We start from the raw sequence: 15,938 nt of genomic DNA, 5'->3' as shown, positions 1-15,938 counted from the left end.
CACGGCAACCATTGCCATGCCTATAATTAGAGCAAGGCAAAGCCCCCAAAGAGGCTACGCCACTTTGGGTCTCGGAAGGATTTCTAACTGCAAGCCGCCAAGCAAAACGAGTTAGTCATCCCGCCCAAGCATTTCGATGATTTGAATAAGCTCGAAGCCTCAGTGATTTTTATCGCTGGGGTTTTTAGCTTATTCGGGGCTGTTTCATTGGCATTCCTCCTTGAGGTCAGTGAAAAACTTGGTTTGTGAGGGAATCTGTGCCTCACGCTTCTGGAGGGATCGAATTCCCTTGGGAAGTTTTCAGATCATAGATCAGTAACCGCGATAATAGCGATTAATTCTGCGCAATCTTCTCATAACAGTGACTAGCATCCACTCCCTGTGCTTAAGACTTGGGCTGCGGTGAGGTTCAGGCTTGGGAAGATGCTGGAACAAATGCGATCGTCACCTCGTAATCGCTGTTTTTCGTAATAGCCATCGTTACCGAGGATGCAAATGGTCAGGGTGGGTTGTTTGGGGCGACCGATGAATTCCAATCCGCCCAGCGCGGCATAATCTACGATCCAATATTCTGGAATGCCTAAAATGGCGTATTCATCGACTTTCCGAGCATAGTCATTTTGCCAATTGCTGCTGACCACTTCAACGACTAATTTGACTGAGTGACCCAGCGTGATGATGGCTTCTTTAGGCCAGAGGGGTTCAGCACTTAACTGGGTTTTATCGAGTACGACGAGATCAGGGCGGAGTCCAGTCCAATCGCCCAAAGGCTTAATCAAGCAGCGTTGGGGAATGAAGTAGGGGAGTTCAGAATGGTCGATTTGGACATTTAGCTTGCGATCGATGAACGCGGCAACTTCTTCATGGGGGCCTGTGGCTTCCAAATCAAATATCTCTCCATCAATGAGTTCATAGCGATCGTCATCGCCATATTGAGCTAGAAATTCCTCAAAAGTGAAGGGCTTGAGCTGGGTTGGGCGTTCTACTGCGATGGTCATAGAGCTTCACTCTTTACTTAGGAGTTTTACTTAGGAGTTGTGCTGGTAGAAGGCAGGTTTTCAGGTTTGCAATTTCCCCATTAGTTCAATGCGGTATGAATTGCTTGGCTCAACCGATGCAGCTCGCGTTCTTTGGCGAAGTCTGCGGCGGCTCTTGCAGCTTCCGCCAAGATTGTGTCGGTGTTTGGCGTGAGCTTTAAAGCGGATCCTAAATAGCCTAAGGAGCGGCAATAGCTATCCGCAAGGTTAGTGCTGGCTAGCCGTTTAACCCGATCGTGGTTGCCACTTTTGAAGGCAGCTAGGGCCTCACTGTGTAGTGAGCTGGTGCCTTCTTGTAGGGTTTCCAAGATGGAATCGACAGCGGCTTGAACTTTCTCTGTAGTGAAGCTCATCTTTTCGCCCTCAAGACTTGTTCGGCAGTCAGGTTTAATCCAGGAAAAGTTTGGGAGGTAATCACCTGCGTGCCTGTGAAGACTTGATCGCTGTATGCGCCATCTTTCAAGGTGCAGACGGTTACTTTTTGCTCGATGGGATCAGCAATCCAGTATTCTGGAATGTCTAAAACCGCGTATTCGCTGTGTTTGGCGCGATAGTCGATCGCCACAGTGGAGGGACTAACGACTTCGACAACCAGGATGGGCTGGGGTTCATTCAGGGGAATGAATCCTTCACGATCGGCCATTGATTCCCATTGTTCTAAGGGCAAAACCACCACATCTGGGATTCTGGAGGTTTCCCAACGGCTGCCTCTGGGGGATTGCAGCCCAATTTTCATGGCTTTTGCGATCCAATCCAGTTCGGTTCGGTTGATTTCATCTCGGAATTCATCCGTTAAGAAGTCACTTATATCACTGTGCTTGCCAGTCCCTAAAGGCATCTGAACCAATTCTCCATCCACTAATTCGTAGCGATGCCCTGTGCCGTCTTCGTAGGCCAGATACTCTTTGAGCGTCAATTTTTGTACGGCGATCGTCATGAGTCGTTCACCTTGTTTGCTTGAAAAAATCTTTTTTTACTTGGCTTGCTTCATCTTTTGATCGCAGGGTTTAGCGTACATCCTCACTGCTGAGTCTTGTCTGTGAGAACTCCTGATGCCTTAGCTTGCTGGATTTCTCGTTTCACCAAATGCAACACGTAATTGCTGACGGGGCGATCGTTAAGGGCTGCTAACACCTCTAATTCAGCCTTGGTGGCCGCGTCGAGATAAATGGTGAGCCGAGGCTTTTCCGAAGGCATTTCAGGGGAGGCACAAAACAGTTTTATATACATAGTTTATCCCTTTGAACCTCCAAACAGTTAAAGTACTTACTCAGTACATGTACCTTACATGTTGTCATGTTTTTGCCCACCTGTGGGACAAATAACGGGACTATCCCATGGGACTAATCCTGCGGTCTCACCATTTATCTCACGCAACCATGTCAATCCTTTGTGCAGACTCCTATTCAAAGCATCGGTGGTCGATTGGGGACTTACGGCACTTTCTACATCGCAGACTACGTTACCAAGTCCCCCGCTCGACGCTGGCGCGATGGAAGGCTTTCTTGGGGGTGCAGCCGCTCAAAGTAAGTCAATGCTGTTGGTTGTATAGCGATTCCGCTCGTGTCGCTGCGTTCTAGTTTGCGTTGTTGATGGGGTGGAAACATCGATCGCCAATCTTTCACCCTCAGCGATCAGTATTGTGTCTCCCCATCAGTGCACCACTGAAAACCCATCAAGTGAGGTATTTTCAATGATTCCATTGGAACGTTTTTGAACCAATTAATGTGGGGCAGAAGCTGGCAATAGACTCCACAGACCGAAGTAAGCCATCGCGCTATCTAGAGAGCTTTCCAGAGCCACTCACCCCTTAGCGCTTCGTTGATCGCCCCTTACTTTTTGTGGTTTTACCCGTAGTTTTCTCGGGCACAGGTTCAGGAGGGATTTCCCCTGCCCGTCTCGCCTCATCGATCGCTAATTTCAGCAGGTAGGTTGCAAACGTGGCCAGGGGTTCCCCCCTCGTTTCTGCCCAGCGCTGAAGATCGGCGTGGTAAGGGTCAGAAAGCGTGACATTAATACGTTTCGCCATCTGTTCGGTATCCATTGAGTAGCACCCCTCATAGTAGATGGTTCGTAATTTTTAGCAAGACTGTCACTAATTAACATCTTTCTAACATCTTGACAGTTACTTTTTAGATGTTAACATCTAAATCAACCCGTACCACCCTGGAACTTTAGTCCGTACCAATGTGGTGCCACCCTAGAACATCCAATACCCATGAATACGATTTGCCTAGCCCAATGGCAGTGTGGTGAAACCGTTGTCTACACCACGTCCGGAGCGCGGCACCAGCTAGGAGATCGAGATCGAAAACGATTGCTTCGCGATCTCAAAGCCTTGGGGATCCCCATCCGTAGCCCCCTGACTGAAACAGAACTCTTGGAAATCCAAAGAATGCGCCGCTTTCTGGCCTTAGCTCCAGGGATCCATAGCCGACAACTCTACGCCAAACTGCGAACTCAGCCCGTTTTGCTCAATCTCGCTTTCAAACAATATGGAGTTGAACCATGACGATCGAAGAACTGACAGAACTTTATGGAATGGAACTCCTCGTGGAAGTCTCCGCCAGTCTGGACATTGAGCTGAAAGATCGCTATGAAGATGACTCTGCGGAGCTGACAGCACTCATTGAGCAAGCCGATGAATTACGCACTTCCGCCACTTCCAAACGGACCAAGACCAAAGCCCCCGGACGAAAATCGGGAAGTGGTCAGCCCTGCGGAAGTTCGGGAAGTGGCAACGCGCAAAGCTCTCGTGAGGGCAAACTGACCACTGCTCAACTTCGCCAACGCCAACAACAAAAGACCCAAGGCGCAATGGTGGAGGCTCAACAGAAAATGAGTCGATCGGCCATCTCTGCTGCCCAACAACAAGGCAGAACCGATTCCGACAATTATCTCCACAGCTATGCCAACAGCTTTATGTCTAATGTGGCTGGAGGACTCCACGAATTTGCAGCCATGATTGGAGGTCTGCACGAACCTCTTACCCACATTGCGGATGCTGTTGTTCTGGATGCGGAACTTGAATCCCTTAAAGGCGAACTATACGACCAGTTTCTGGGGAGTTCTCAAGCAACCGCTGAAACCCTTTGGACGGACTTCGGTTCCCGTTTTACAGCGTTAGGGACTGACCTGACTGTGGACGAAATTCAAGCCTGGATTGATGAAGAACAGTGGGAAGCCGATCGGGAGGCCAATCAACGCCCTTTGGCCGGGATCCTTTCAGGGTTCCAGATCTGACGCCCCGCCTAGAAGCGATCGGTCAGCTCCATGGATTGATCTCGCTGCAAGTTCATCACCGGGCCAGGGGAATCACCACCGCAGGCGCTTTACTAGGATGTCTAAGCTACGCTGTCCTGAGTTTAGTGCTTCCGCTCAGTCCGATCGCTGCGATTCCCTTGGTGATTACTGCTATCAAAGTCGTGAAGGAAATCACTGATGGAAAGCCTCATTCGTAAAACATGCGCAGTTGTTTGCATGGCGGGACTTGCCATGATTACCTACTCTCTCTCTCCGTTCATCATTCCTGCAATGGGCACCCTTTTCGCCATCTATGAGGTGACCTATGCAAGCTAAATTTAACCCTTTGGATTGGGGAGGAACCACTTGGCTCTGTATCGGTTGTGCCTGCGTGACGATCGTGGGTGGAATGGCTTCTATCCCCGGTGCTCACAAGGCGGAAGACAACCAAGATACCAACGTTGTTCTTAGTGCGATCGCGCGTGATGTGTGGAATACAGCGGTCAAAGAGTCTCAGTCTCCCAAGTCTCCTTGTTATGGCGATCCTTGGTGTGTGGTGAATCACTGGGAAACCGAAACGGCAGAAGGCATTACCCGAGGGCAATTGCGGCTCCAGGCCATCAACCAATTACGCCACCAAAGGGAGAGTAAACCGTGAATGAGACTCCGCTAGTGGAGCAACCTCTGGTTACCGCGCCCCCGATCGCCCCTTTCCCAATCGCCCCGCGCCCCGTGCATGTGAGTTGTCAAATTGATATTCGGCCTGACAGAACCACCTTTCACTACAGCGGCGACGATGATGGCCTCATTGACGCGCTCAACAACATCTATGGTTTACCGGTTCCCAAAGACACCACCACCGAAGCCTGGGTGCGAGTGGCGTCGCTGTTCATTTGCTTACTGGGTCTCGGCTTAATTCTCATCTCTTTCAGGAGTTCTCACTATGCCCAACCTAATTCACAGTCCCGGCAGACTACCCACAGTTATTCCCACCACGCCTAACCCTGGTCGATATGCCCAGCAATCAGGCGGCGGGCGGGGAAACCACAACATTCATTCCCATGTGGCCTCCCACGGAGGTGCAGCGCTGAGATCCGTAAATCGCCTATTTGGCATTGACTTAGCTCGCATTGGTGAAATGAGCGATCTTGAGTTGGCCGAATTTGCCGATCGCGCCAAGCGCATGAAAGACTTACAGCAGATTCTTCCGATTTTAGAGCAGCACTTTGAAGCCCTGATTCAAGGCCAGCTTGAATATGAACAGTTTGTTCAGAGGATCCTCAAAGCGGGCACCACTGCCGCCAAGCAAATCGACAAGGCAGTATTGGATGCATGGCTGGCTGACCAAGGCTATCGCAGCCACCTTCAGCACCTCAATCAGGAAGCTCACCGCAAAATTGGCATTATGCGTGCGGAACAACAATCCCAGCAAGCACTGGGCGAGTTGAATTTCCAAACCACCTTGCAACTCATCGCCATGAAACATCGCCGTGCAGAGCGCAAGGAGCAGGAACGTATTCCGATCGCGCGCACCAAGATGATGGTAGACAATCTGCAAGCCAACCAGCAAAAACGCAGAATGGAACTCCTGACCCATGGGACACAAGGGGCTCATGGCCGTGGGATTGGCTGGTTCGATCGTATGGTGAATTGGTTTGGTCGCTAAGATTGCTCCATTTGTTTCTTGTTTCTTGCTAAGAGGTTGTAGGAAATGTTTCCACTGTTTAATGATGAGTATTCCGAATTTCAGGATTATCAATTTCAGCACCAGCAGCATCCTGGCTTCACAACAATTGACGCAATGCACCAAATTGCACGAATTCTGATGGTGCTTTCTTCGGGGTTATTCCTCTTTCTGCTGAGTCGTACTATTCCGCTATTTGCGCCCTTCTGCTGGATTGTTGGCACGTTTGGGTTGTTAGCATTGACGATCGTTGCGATCGCGTACCGGGATGCCCAATTCTGGGTCATGAGTCTGGCGAGCTTGGCGGCTGTGTTGTTGGCCCACTGGGACTTACTGCTCGGAGGTTCCTAATGGCCCAACGTCCTATGACCATGGGTCTTCTGATGGGAGGATCCATTTTGACAGCCGCGATCGCGTCGATCGGGGGCACTCAGTTACTGCCATTACGGTTAGCAGCAGCAGCTTCATCGATGGCGTTGTCCTCCGCTTTGTTGTACCAGGTGGAACAACAGCGGAGACATGCCTACCTCGACGATATTGACGCACAGATCGCCATCAGAAACCGTCAAATCTATGCCGATGCCAGACTGCAAGGGGAACAGCTCAAGGCACAGTTCCAAGCAGCTGAAGAGTTCTATGCCGAGAATCCGTGGATGGCGGATTATGTGGTGGACGTTGCGGCTGAGACTGTGAACCCGACGGGGAATGGCTCCGAGCCCTCAGGCCCCCCCCCGGAGGCTTCTCAAGGTGTATCGACGGCTCCAGCATCGGTATTATCAACGACCCAAGAAATCCCCTTTTTTGATTGGCATGACCTAAGAGACGCCGATCGGCATCCCATTTTAGGGGTGGTTGCCAAGATGGGAGGCGGTAAGTCCGTCCTGGTTAAGTACCTTGGTAAGCATATTCTTAATGCCTCCATCACCGTCTTTGATATCTATGGGTCTGAGGCAGACTGGGCAGGCTGTGAAGTCCTCTATGACTATGCACAAATGGTGACGCGAATGGCGGAGGATAATAAATTCATCACGCAAGATATTGCACAGTATCGTCTGGGCAAACGTGATTTTCCTGCTCGGCTGATTGTCTTAGAGGAAGGTAAAGCAACGCTAAAACGCCTCCAGTCCCAAGGCCGAAAGGTCGCTAAGACCGTTGAGGAGTGGAAGCTTAATTACGAATCTGTTACCCGAAAAATCCGCCGTCGGCTCTGCCAAGTATCCACCAATATGAACTCCGAGGTCTTTGGCAGCAATGCTGAAACCCGCGATGAAATGACGCTGATTTTTCCGGGTCGTGAAGGCATCGGGAAAGCCATGAAAGACACCAGTATGCTCAAGCTCGGGGTTCAACAAAACAAAGGACTGCGCGACCGTCTCACCCACGCTTTAGAAGGGGTCAAACGCCCTGCCCTGGTATACTCCAACGGTGAATGGTTCCCAGCTTCGGTTCCCGAGTTGGATAACAATGGTGATCCGATCGAACTTGTAGCCACGACCTCTAGTCCCCCACCCCAAACCGTCGATCGGCAATTCCTAGAATCCTTACTCAGCACGGACATTGAGGAGCCGTCATTTGATGACAACGATGCCTATGAACCCTCCTCAGATGAGCTAAAAACCGCATTAATCAATGCAATCAATTTGCTGATTACCAAGGGCCAAAAGGAGGATGCCAAAGCCGTGGGGCAATGGCTGGAAGCCGATCGAGAACAGGCTCTGTGGGCTGCGTTGCAAGCTTTGAACCTCTCACCCACTGCAACCATTCGTGATGTCTTTGAGTTTGGTGCCGGTGGCCGCAAATTTGGAGAGGGTAAGCGGTGGCTTGAGAGCTTAAAAGCTAAGTATGGCGAGTAGGCCCACTGTTAGTAGTTGGGCCAAGAATTAAGACGTACTCCCACCAATCTGACGAATGTGCTCTTAGCCGAGTCAGTTTATCCATCCTCGTCGATGATGCCCACATAACCTAAATCAAGCGCTCCCCCGTCTACTTTCCTAATCAACCGGTATTGTTTAGGCTGCATTGAGTAACGCAACAATAAGAAACGTTATCAGGGTACAGAAAATCGATAGATGACTTAGGCTGAAAAAATAGGGAACTGCCGCATCTCAAGGTCTAATGGAAACGTCATCGCGCTCAACTATCCGGATCTTCATCAGTTACAAACGGGGAGTAACACCGGATGAACCTGTTGCACTAGAAGTTTTTCGTGCTTTCAGCCAAGACTATTCAGTCTTTATTGACCAGACGATGACGGTTGGGACACAGTGGGCCGCACAGATTGAAGCTGAACTGCGACAGGCAGACTATTTCATTCCCTTGCTGTCTGGCTACTCAGTCAGTAGTGAGATGGTGAAGGGGGAAATTGAGACGGCATATCATCTGGGGAAGCAGCATGGTAAGCCTAAGCTTCTACCTGTACGGGTGGCCTATCAGGAACCGTTTCAGTATCCCTTAAGTGCTTATTTAAACGAAATTAATTGGGCTTTTTGGCAGGATCCACAGGATACCGAACGACTACTAGCAGAGTTACGGCGGGCGATCGCGGGCAACTCACTCTCCATTGAGACAGCCCAAGCGAAGGCAGATTTAATTCAAGCCAGTGTGCCTTCTCCGATTCCCCAACCCCAACCCTTTGCTCAACCGATACCAACACTGGAAATGCCAGAAGGAACAATGGCTCCAGAATCAGCATTCTATGTTGAGCGGGAAGCTGATGAAATCGCATTGAAGACGATTCAACGCCAAGGGGTAACCATCACTATCAAAGGACCGCGTCAAATGGGGAAGAGTTCGCTACTCTTGCGAACAATCGGGGCGGCGGGAGCGATGAATAAGCGAGTTGCCTTTCTGGATTTTCAACTCTTTGACAAAACGGCTTTAACCGATGCTAATCAATTCTTTCGGCAGTTCTGTGTGTGGCTCACCGATGTATTGGAGATGGACGATCGGGTGCAGGAGCTGTGGAATGATGCCTTAGGGCATTGCCAAAACTGTACTCGCTATGTGCAGCGCTACCTACTGAAGGAATTAGGCGTGCCGATGGTCTTAGCGATGGATGAGGTGGAATGCATTTTTGACACCGAGTTTAGATCAGACTTCTTTAGCATGTTGCGAAGTTGGCATAATAGCCGCGCCACAATGCCAGTGTGGAAGCAGTTGGATTTGGCGCTGGTGACTTCGACGGAGCCGTACCAGTTGATTGATAACCTCAACCAGTCGCCGTTTAACGTGGGGCAGGTGCTGGAACTCACAGATTTTAATGCTGAGCAGGTGATGGTACTCAATCAGCGCCATGGATCTCCGCTGAGCTTAACTCAGGTCGGGCAGTTGATGGAGTTGTTAGGAGGGCATCCCTACCTGACACGGCGGGCGCTGTATTTGGTGGCAACGCAGCAAATCACGATCGACCATTTATTTGAACAGGCTGCCCATGAGCGGGGGCCGTTTGGGGATCATTTGCGCTATCACCTGTTTCGGATGCACGACAAGCAGGAACTGGTGCACGGACTGCTACAAGTGCTGAACAAGCAGACCTGTCAAGATGAACGGCTGTTTTTCCGGTTGCGGGGAGCAGGATTAGTACGCCGGGATGGACAACGTGTTGTACCGCGTTGTCAACTTTATGCAGCCTTTTTCCAGGAGCACTTGCATGGCTGACAGCAACATCTATACTGTCGGGGGAACGGTTCAGGCCAATGAGGAGGGAGTATATATTCCTCGGGCGGCGGATAGGGATCTGCTGGCGCTGTGTCAAGAGGGTGTGTTTGCCTATGTGTTGACGCCTCGGCAGATGGGGAAGTCAAGTTTAATGGTGCGGACAGCGCAGACTCTGGAAGAGGAAGGGGTGAGATCGGCGATCGTGGATTTGCAGGATCTCGGCTCGAAGGTGACGGCTGAGCAGTGGTATCTGGGTCTGGTGGTGAAGCTGACGGATCAACTGATGCTGGACACAGATGGGGTGGAGTGGTGGCAGGCCCACGAACATCTGGGCTTGTCGCAGCGGTTGACGTTGTTTTGTGAGCGGGTGCTGTTGGCGGAAGTGGCGGAACCCGTAGTGGTGTTTGTAGATGAGATTGATTCGACGCTGACATTGGAGTTTACGGACGACTTTTTTGCGGCGATTCGGTATCTATATGTAGCACGGGCACAGGTTCCAGCGTTTCGGCAGTTATCGTTTGTGCTGATTGGAGTGGCGACGCCGGGGGATTTAATTCAGGATGCAAAGCGAACGCCGTTTAATATTGGCCGTCGGGTGGATTTGACAGATTTTACGTTGGCGGAGGCGTTGCCCTTGGCAGAGGGATTTGGATTGCCTGAAGCGGAGGCGAGGCGGGTATTGCAGGAGGTGTTGGACTGGACGAATGGGCACCCCTATTTGACCCAGCGGCTCTGTGCGGTGATTGCGGCGGCCTATCGGGATGGGTTGATACAGGGGTTTGATCCGGTGGAGATCGAGCAGTTGGTGACGGAGACGTTTTTGGGGGCGAGAAGTGAGCAGGACAACAATCTGCAATTTGTGCGGGATATGTTGACCAAGCGGGCACCGGATATTGAGCAGGTATTGACGGTCTATCGGGATGTGTGGAAGGGGAGGGATGTGCTGGATGAGGAGCAGTCGATTATCAAGTCTCACCTGAAGATGTCGGGGGTGGTGTGGCGAGAGGGTCGAGTACTGCGGATGCGGAACCGGATTTATCGGCAGGTGTTTGACTTAGGGTGGATTCAGCGCCATTGGCCGGTGAACTGGGCGAAACGACTACAACGGACAGCAATGGTCTTGGCAGCGGTGTTATTGGTTTTGTCACTACCGTTGGCAATTTTTGGATGGTCGCAGTACCTAACAGTACAGAAGGAAAAACAGCAAGTACAGGGGGAGAAACAGCAGTTAGATACTCTCGCTAAGAGAGTGCATGCTGATCGTCTTTGGCTCGATGGCATGGGTTTAGATGCATTACTAGAAGCAACCCATGCAGCAAAGACATTGAAAAACTTAGGACAGGATACTAACCCCGATCTGCGGATGATGCTCATTGGAACATTGCGTGAAATTGTGTATGGAATACAGGAGAAAAACCGGCTAGAAAGTCATACTGGCATAGTTACAAGTGTGAATTTCAGTCCCAATAGCACGATGATTGCTAGCGGGAGTTGGGACAAGACAGTCAAGATATGGAGTGTGGATGGGCGTTTACTACGAACCCTCACAGGCCATGCAGATGGGGTCAAAAGTGTGAGTTTCAGTCCCAATGGCACGATGATTGCTAGTGGAGGATGGAAGAATGACAAGACGGTCAAGATATGGAGTGTGGATGGGCGTTTACTACGAACCCTCACAGGCCATGCAGATGGGGTCAAAAGTGTGAGTTTCAGTCCCGATAGCCAACTGATTGCTAGTGGAAGCAATGATATGACAGTCAGGTTGTGGCGTGTGGAGAACGGTAAGTTCCTGAAGGCTCTTAAAGGGCATGATGATGAGGTCAACAGTATAAGTTTCAGCCCGAATGGAAGGCTGATTGCCCGTGCTAGTGGACAGCAAGAAAAAACAGTCAGATTATGGCGTGTGGAGAGTGGTCAGTTCCTGAAGGCTCTTAAAGGGCATAGCGATGGGATTGAGAGTGTTAGCTTTAGTCCAAATGGGAACATAATTGCTAGTGGGAGTTGGGACAGGACAGTCAAAATATGGAGTGTAGAAGGAAACCTATTGAAAACCCTGAAAGGACATCTCGCTCCTATTATGAGTGTAAGTTTCAGTCCAGACGGGAGTATGATTGCTAGTGCAAGTCGAGATAAGACTGTGAGACTGTGGATCTTACAAAGACGTGGACCTGAAGCCCTCCAAGGTCATAGCAAAAACGTTACTAGCGTAAGCTTCAGTCCAGACGGTAGGATCATCGCTAGTGGGAGTAAAGATAAGACGATAAAGCTGTGGACTCGCGAAGGACAGTTACTCAAAACTCTCCAAGGTCATACTGACGATGTATACAGCGTGAACTTCAGTCCGGACGGCAGGATCATCGCTAGTGGGAGTAAAGATAAGACGATAAAGCTGTGGACTCGCGAAGGACAGTTACTCAAAACTCTCCAAGGCCATACTGGCGATGTATACAGCATGAACTTCAGTCCGGATGGCAGGATCATCGCTAGTGGGAGTAAAGATAAGACGATAAAGCTGTGGACTCGCGAAGGACAGTTACTCAAAACTCTCCAAGGTCATACTGGCGATGTATACAGCGTGAACTTCAGTCCGAACGGCAGGATGCTTGTCAGTGGTAGTTGGGATGCAACCGTGAGATTATGGAGTATAGATGGTCAGCTACTAAAAACAATGCTCCACAGTGATGGAGTTCAAAGTGTTGGTTTCAACCGAGATGGGCATGTAATTGCTAGTGCGAGTCGAGACAAAACCATCAAACTATGGAGTATAGATGGACAAATCCTCACAACTCTTCCAGGTCATCGCGATTCGTTGTCTAGCGCGAGTTTCAGCCCTGATGGCAAGACAATTGCGAGTGGCAGTGCGGACAAGACAGTCATTTTGTGGAATCTGGATCTCGATAACCTCATGACCCGAAGCTGCCACTGGCTCCACGACTACCTACAAAGCAATCCCAACGTCTCCCCCGAGGACAAGAAACTGTGTGATTCTATAGCCAAATGAGCAAATACAAACCATTACCCTGTTCGATGGGGTACACAGCAAAAGGCGGAGAGTTTCCGGCAATGGGCCAAGCTCCGGACGCAGTTAGCACGGGTGAAGTTGTTGGTTCTAGGAGCTGGGGAAGAATAACCTCGAAGTGATTTTTATGATTAGAATATGAGTTCTTCTTCTTAAGGAAGAATAACCGCTAGCGGTGTATCTATTCTTTAATCCCCCATGTTATTCGTTCACCGCAAACTAAACTATGAAACCCAAACCCCTTCTCATAGCAGGGATATTGACACTGTTGGGTATTGTTGGCTTCCCCCATGCCACGCGATGGGTGCAATCCTTAGCCGCCCAAAAACAAGCGCTTGACCAAACGCCCCGCCTGTTAGCAGAGGTCGGAGATGTCAGCAAGAACAATAATTTAGACAACCTCAAGGCCCAGCAGCAGCGCCTACAAAGCAATATTCAACTACTGGAAGCTATACCCAATCTTCCACTGATGGGATACCCGCAAGCCCAGGAGCAACTGAAACAGCTTCGTCCCTTGGCGGAAAAACTAAATCAACGAATTAGCGAAGAAAGTGATATTTCTAAAAACCTCCAGAAAGCTGTAGACCTGGATAATCAAGCCTTAGAGATTGCAAATAATCCTCCCCATCCTGAGGAACGGTTGAAGAATGCCGCCGATAAGTGGGGGCAGGCCATTCGACTCCTAGAAAAAATACCCGCCCAGAGTCCAAATTACGCTCAAGCCCAGCAGGGTCTGAAGGCACTACGTCCCAAGAAAGCCCAGGTAGACCAGTGGCTCGTGCGAGAGAAGCAGTCCGTGCGGAAGATGGAAACGGTGTTAACAACTGCGAAGACCGTTGCGAACAACACTAAGGATAAGTTCCCCCTAGAGATGGCCGATCTGCTGAATGCCGCGACCCAATGGAGTCGGATTGTGCTGCTGTTGCGGGAAATTCCCGGCAATACAACGGTTTCAGAAGATGCCTCGAAATTTCTGCCGATCGCGCAACGCAATCTACAATCCGCTAAGTCTGCGATCGCGAACTTAAAAAACTGTAAGGCTGCACAAGCTGAATTACCTGGTATTTGCAGTGATGAGGTGGCTCTGTTAGTAGAAGACTTTCCCGTGGATGCATTCACAGCGGAGGAAGACATCAGCATCGCTTCAGCAGATATCCCGGTTGTTCCAGCAGTGACCACTGCCTCCAATATCAGCAGCTCTCCCGTGGTTCAACGCTATCGCGAATCTCGCTTACGTCGATATCCCAAGGCCCCGCCTCCCGTGATGACTTCTAGTGCAGGCGGCGGCTCAGTGGAAGTTAAAGGGCATACGCGCAGTGACGGAACCTTTGTCCGCTCCCATACCCGTAGCAGTCCTTCGCGATCGAGTGGATTTGGTTGGAGCAGATCGAGTGGTGGTGGTTGATGGGTAATGAACGTCGTGCGTTTTTTGAGCAGTATCGGGACAGTTTTAGTTGGTATGAGCCGCAGGACTACGCCTATTACGGGGTGATTCCTGTAGAGCCATCTCTGATCGAGGCAATACAGCAGGCGGCGCAGGCGGTCTGGCAGGTATTGCTCAGTGCGGGTTCAGTGATGCAGGGGTTCAGTGATGAGCAGTTGTTGGCGTATGGCTACTTTCCAGAGACGTTTGATCTGTTGCGATCGACGGCTCAACCCCCCTTCATTGCGCGGTGTGATTTTGCTGTGACCCCAGAGGGCATCTACCTCCTAGAGTGCAATGCGGAGGTTGCGACGTTTATCGTGGAAACCTTCAAGATGAATGGGTTAGTGGCTCGGCACTTTGGGTATGACGATCCCAATGCCCACTCAGAACAGATACTTCGGGATGGCTTGAATGATTACCTCAAGCTGGCGGCGGCGGCGATCGGCAAGGATTTGGAGAACTGCAATGTTATCTTTGCGGCGATCGGGGATGCACCCGAAGACGTGGGCACCGCAGAATATCTCGCGTCTCTTTCCCAGCATCCAGCTTGGTTCTGCCCGATCGAATCGATTTCGATGGATGAAACAGCCGCCTATGACGATGAAGACGAGCCGATCGATATCCTCTATCGGGTCTATCCGACGGAATGGATGATTGAAGACCGAGATCCGCAAACGGGGGATTCTCTATGGGCAGCGCTGGAGCCGTTAGTGTTCGATCGCAAGCTTGCGTTAATCAACCCTGTAAATTGCATGGTGCTTCAGAACAAAGCGTTGTTGGCCCTCAGTACTGAGTTGTACGGTCAGCAGAACGATTCAGCGTTGTCTCAGACAGTCCAGCGTCATTTTCTGCCCACCTACATGACGCCTGATGCGTTGAAACCGCCCTATGTCGCCAAGCCCACGTTTGGCCGGGAGGGGAGTGAAGTGGAAATCGTGAAAGGGACTGAGCAAGCAACGTTGTTTAATCCTGCCCCCGAATACGCAGTGTTTCCTAAGGTGTATCAGCAGTATGTTGAGATGCCTGTGCTGGAACTGGAGGGAAAAACCTATAGTCAGCAATTTTCTTGTTTTTTAGTCAATGGTCAACCAACGGGGGTAGCGGTGCGGGTTGGGGATTTAGTGATTAATAACCTGGCAAAGTTTGTGCCGATTGGGTATCCGAAGATTTTAGGATGATAATCTATGGTTTCAAAATGATCTCAATCTCAATGATGGCGTTTAAGAAACTACAGTCGTAATCGTAACTACTATTGATTTTTTGAGCATTACTACAAGTGCAACATTTCGTGAATTGATTCATCTAGATCGCAAGGCTTGAGTGAGATTTTCAAGATTCTCAATTGAGGGCATGGATTCTCAATAGAGTCTGATTTTTGAGGGGTTTGTTCCGGTCAGAGGCCAGAACCCCTGAATTTTCAGTAAAATTGAGTTCGTAAAAGACTGGAATAGGAACTGATGCCTAAGGTCGATCGCAATGGTCAAGCTGCCGTCTTACAAGCAGACGATCTCGATCGGGTGTTTGCTCAGTTGCCCCAACCCCATCGCTTGATTTTTCAAATTGCTTACTATACTGCTGCAAGAATTGGCGAGGTGGTGCAGCTCCAAGCGGAGGATGTGCTGAAGTCTCACTTGGTCTATCGGGCGCAGAATACTAAGACGAAACGCACCCGCGAGGTGGCGATCGCGCCGCCGTTACGCAAGCTGTTAGACCAGGCGCAGTTGCCGAGGTCGGGCTATCTATTTCCCGGTCGGTTTGGGGGGCATCTGACGACTCGGGCCTGTGATAAGGCGTTGCGGGAGACGGTGGATTATTTGGGGATTCGGGGGGTGAGTACCCATAGTTTTCGGCGATCTCTGCTGACCTATTTGC

The 15,938-nt window shown here is 50.4% G+C and carries 18 protein-coding genes; 13 read left to right on the top strand and 5 right to left on the bottom strand.

Going from position 1 to position 15,938, the window contains the following annotated elements; genetic code table 11:
- Positions 1-365 precede the first annotated feature (365 nt).
- The 5 genes from H6G21_RS22715 to H6G21_RS22695 all read right to left on the bottom strand — a co-directional run bounded on the left by H6G21_RS22715 (position 366) and on the right by H6G21_RS22695 (position 3,066).
- Entirely contained in the window at positions 366-998 is a 633-nt protein-coding gene (locus H6G21_RS22715; protein WP_190576347.1) for a Uma2 family endonuclease, read from the bottom strand.
- An 80-nt stretch (positions 999-1,078) separates the two neighbouring features.
- Positions 1,079-1,390, bottom strand: coding sequence for a hypothetical protein (locus H6G21_RS22710; protein WP_190576345.1), 312 nt, complete (start codon positions 1,388-1,390; stop codon positions 1,079-1,081).
- Positions 1,387-1,974, bottom strand: coding sequence for a Uma2 family endonuclease (locus tag H6G21_RS22705; RefSeq protein WP_190576343.1), 588 nt, complete (start codon positions 1,972-1,974; stop codon positions 1,387-1,389). The genes H6G21_RS22710 and H6G21_RS22705 overlap by 4 nt, the downstream gene beginning before the upstream one ends.
- A gap of 83 nt (positions 1,975-2,057) precedes the next feature.
- Positions 2,058-2,267 carry a hypothetical protein gene (locus H6G21_RS22700; protein ID WP_190576341.1) on the bottom strand — a complete coding sequence of 70 codons (210 nt, stop codon included), beginning with the start codon at positions 2,265-2,267 and terminating at the stop codon, positions 2,058-2,060.
- Positions 2,268-2,847: 580 nt separating this feature from the next.
- Entirely contained in the window at positions 2,848-3,066 is a 219-nt protein-coding gene (locus H6G21_RS22695) for a hypothetical protein (protein ID WP_190576339.1), read from the bottom strand.
- A 189-nt stretch (positions 3,067-3,255) separates the two neighbouring features.
- On the opposite strand from H6G21_RS22695, the gene H6G21_RS22690 reads away from it, so the two are divergent.
- The 13 genes from H6G21_RS22690 to H6G21_RS22630 all read left to right on the top strand — a co-directional run.
- Positions 3,256-3,549 carry a hypothetical protein gene (locus tag H6G21_RS22690; RefSeq protein WP_190576338.1) on the top strand — a complete coding sequence of 98 codons (294 nt, stop codon included), beginning with the start codon at positions 3,256-3,258 and terminating at the stop codon, positions 3,547-3,549.
- The gene (locus H6G21_RS22685; protein ID WP_190576335.1) at positions 3,546-4,280 is read left to right on the top strand and encodes a hypothetical protein; all 735 of its coding nucleotides are present in this window, start codon (positions 3,546-3,548) and stop codon (positions 4,278-4,280) included. Before H6G21_RS22690 ends, H6G21_RS22685 begins: the two co-directional genes overlap by 4 nt.
- Before the next feature lie 198 nt (positions 4,281-4,478).
- Positions 4,479-4,616 (top strand): hypothetical protein, encoded by a 138-nt coding sequence (locus H6G21_RS22680; protein WP_190576333.1) that lies wholly within the window; start codon positions 4,479-4,481, stop codon positions 4,614-4,616.
- Positions 4,606-4,938 carry a hypothetical protein gene (locus H6G21_RS22675; protein WP_190576331.1) on the top strand — a complete coding sequence of 111 codons (333 nt, stop codon included), beginning with the start codon at positions 4,606-4,608 and terminating at the stop codon, positions 4,936-4,938. Before H6G21_RS22680 ends, H6G21_RS22675 begins: the two co-directional genes overlap by 11 nt.
- On the top strand, positions 4,935-5,282 hold the full coding sequence (locus tag H6G21_RS22670) for a hypothetical protein (RefSeq protein ID WP_190576329.1): 348 nt from the start codon (positions 4,935-4,937) through the stop codon (positions 5,280-5,282). Before H6G21_RS22675 ends, H6G21_RS22670 begins: the two co-directional genes overlap by 4 nt.
- Positions 5,224-5,946 (top strand): hypothetical protein, encoded by a 723-nt coding sequence (locus tag H6G21_RS22665; RefSeq protein ID WP_190576327.1) that lies wholly within the window; start codon positions 5,224-5,226, stop codon positions 5,944-5,946. The genes H6G21_RS22670 and H6G21_RS22665 overlap by 59 nt, the downstream gene beginning before the upstream one ends.
- Before the next feature lie 45 nt (positions 5,947-5,991).
- Positions 5,992-6,315 carry a hypothetical protein gene (locus H6G21_RS22660; protein ID WP_190576325.1) on the top strand — a complete coding sequence of 108 codons (324 nt, stop codon included), beginning with the start codon at positions 5,992-5,994 and terminating at the stop codon, positions 6,313-6,315.
- On the top strand, positions 6,315-7,817 hold the full coding sequence (locus H6G21_RS22655) for a hypothetical protein (protein ID WP_190576323.1): 1,503 nt from the start codon (positions 6,315-6,317) through the stop codon (positions 7,815-7,817). The genes H6G21_RS22660 and H6G21_RS22655 overlap by 1 nt, the downstream gene beginning before the upstream one ends.
- Positions 7,818-8,079: 262 nt before the next feature.
- The gene (locus tag H6G21_RS22650) at positions 8,080-9,621 is read left to right on the top strand and encodes an AAA-like domain-containing protein (RefSeq protein ID WP_190576322.1); all 1,542 of its coding nucleotides are present in this window, start codon (positions 8,080-8,082) and stop codon (positions 9,619-9,621) included.
- Entirely contained in the window at positions 9,614-12,622 is a 3,009-nt protein-coding gene (locus H6G21_RS22645) for an AAA-like domain-containing protein (RefSeq protein ID WP_190576319.1), read from the top strand. The genes H6G21_RS22650 and H6G21_RS22645 overlap by 8 nt, the downstream gene beginning before the upstream one ends.
- 244 nt (positions 12,623-12,866) lie before the next feature.
- A complete protein-coding gene (locus tag H6G21_RS22640) occupies positions 12,867-14,045 on the top strand; it encodes a hypothetical protein (protein ID WP_190576317.1) in 1,179 nt (392 codons plus the stop codon).
- A complete protein-coding gene (locus H6G21_RS22635) occupies positions 14,045-15,244 on the top strand; it encodes a glutathionylspermidine synthase family protein (RefSeq protein WP_190576316.1) in 1,200 nt (399 codons plus the stop codon). Before H6G21_RS22640 ends, H6G21_RS22635 begins: the two co-directional genes overlap by 1 nt.
- 279 nt (positions 15,245-15,523) lie before the next feature.
- A partial coding sequence (locus H6G21_RS22630; RefSeq protein WP_190576315.1) for a tyrosine-type recombinase/integrase occupies positions 15,524-15,938 on the top strand: 415 nt, incomplete at its 3' end.

It is taken from the genome of Alkalinema sp. FACHB-956 (assembly GCF_014697025.1).
Lineage (GTDB): Bacteria > Cyanobacteriota > Cyanobacteriia > Leptolyngbyales > Leptolyngbyaceae > Alkalinema.
The sequence above is the reverse complement of the archived record's forward strand: the minus strand, read 5'-3'. Positions and strand labels throughout refer to the sequence as shown.

Bases quoted from the DNA above. Each gene is read 5' to 3' on its own strand.
- H6G21_RS22640 (WP_190576317.1), top strand. From the start codon at position 12,867: ATGAAACCCAAACCCCTTCTCATAGCAGGGATATTGACACTGTTGGGT.
- H6G21_RS22715 (WP_190576347.1), bottom strand. From the start codon at position 998: ATGACCATCGCAGTAGAACGCCCAACCCAGCTCAAGCCCTTCACTTTT.
- H6G21_RS22695 (WP_190576339.1), bottom strand. From the start codon at position 3,066: ATGGCGAAACGTATTAATGTCACGCTTTCTGACCCTTACCACGCCGAT.
- H6G21_RS22685 (WP_190576335.1), top strand. From the start codon at position 3,546: ATGACGATCGAAGAACTGACAGAACTTTATGGAATGGAACTCCTCGTG.
- H6G21_RS22665 (WP_190576327.1), top strand. From the start codon at position 5,224: ATGCCCAACCTAATTCACAGTCCCGGCAGACTACCCACAGTTATTCCC.
- H6G21_RS22705 (WP_190576343.1), bottom strand. From the start codon at position 1,974: ATGACGATCGCCGTACAAAAATTGACGCTCAAAGAGTATCTGGCCTAC.
- H6G21_RS22690 (WP_190576338.1), top strand. From the start codon at position 3,256: ATGAATACGATTTGCCTAGCCCAATGGCAGTGTGGTGAAACCGTTGTC.
- H6G21_RS22700 (WP_190576341.1), bottom strand. From the start codon at position 2,267: ATGTATATAAAACTGTTTTGTGCCTCCCCTGAAATGCCTTCGGAAAAG.
- H6G21_RS22710 (WP_190576345.1), bottom strand. From the start codon at position 1,390: ATGAGCTTCACTACAGAGAAAGTTCAAGCCGCTGTCGATTCCATCTTG.
- H6G21_RS22645 (WP_190576319.1), top strand. From the start codon at position 9,614: ATGGCTGACAGCAACATCTATACTGTCGGGGGAACGGTTCAGGCCAAT.
- H6G21_RS22650 (WP_190576322.1), top strand. From the start codon at position 8,080: ATGGAAACGTCATCGCGCTCAACTATCCGGATCTTCATCAGTTACAAA.
- H6G21_RS22680 (WP_190576333.1), top strand. From the start codon at position 4,479: ATGGAAAGCCTCATTCGTAAAACATGCGCAGTTGTTTGCATGGCGGGA.
- H6G21_RS22635 (WP_190576316.1), top strand. From the start codon at position 14,045: ATGGGTAATGAACGTCGTGCGTTTTTTGAGCAGTATCGGGACAGTTTT.
- H6G21_RS22675 (WP_190576331.1), top strand. From the start codon at position 4,606: ATGCAAGCTAAATTTAACCCTTTGGATTGGGGAGGAACCACTTGGCTC.
- H6G21_RS22660 (WP_190576325.1), top strand. From the start codon at position 5,992: ATGTTTCCACTGTTTAATGATGAGTATTCCGAATTTCAGGATTATCAA.
- H6G21_RS22655 (WP_190576323.1), top strand. From the start codon at position 6,315: ATGGCCCAACGTCCTATGACCATGGGTCTTCTGATGGGAGGATCCATT.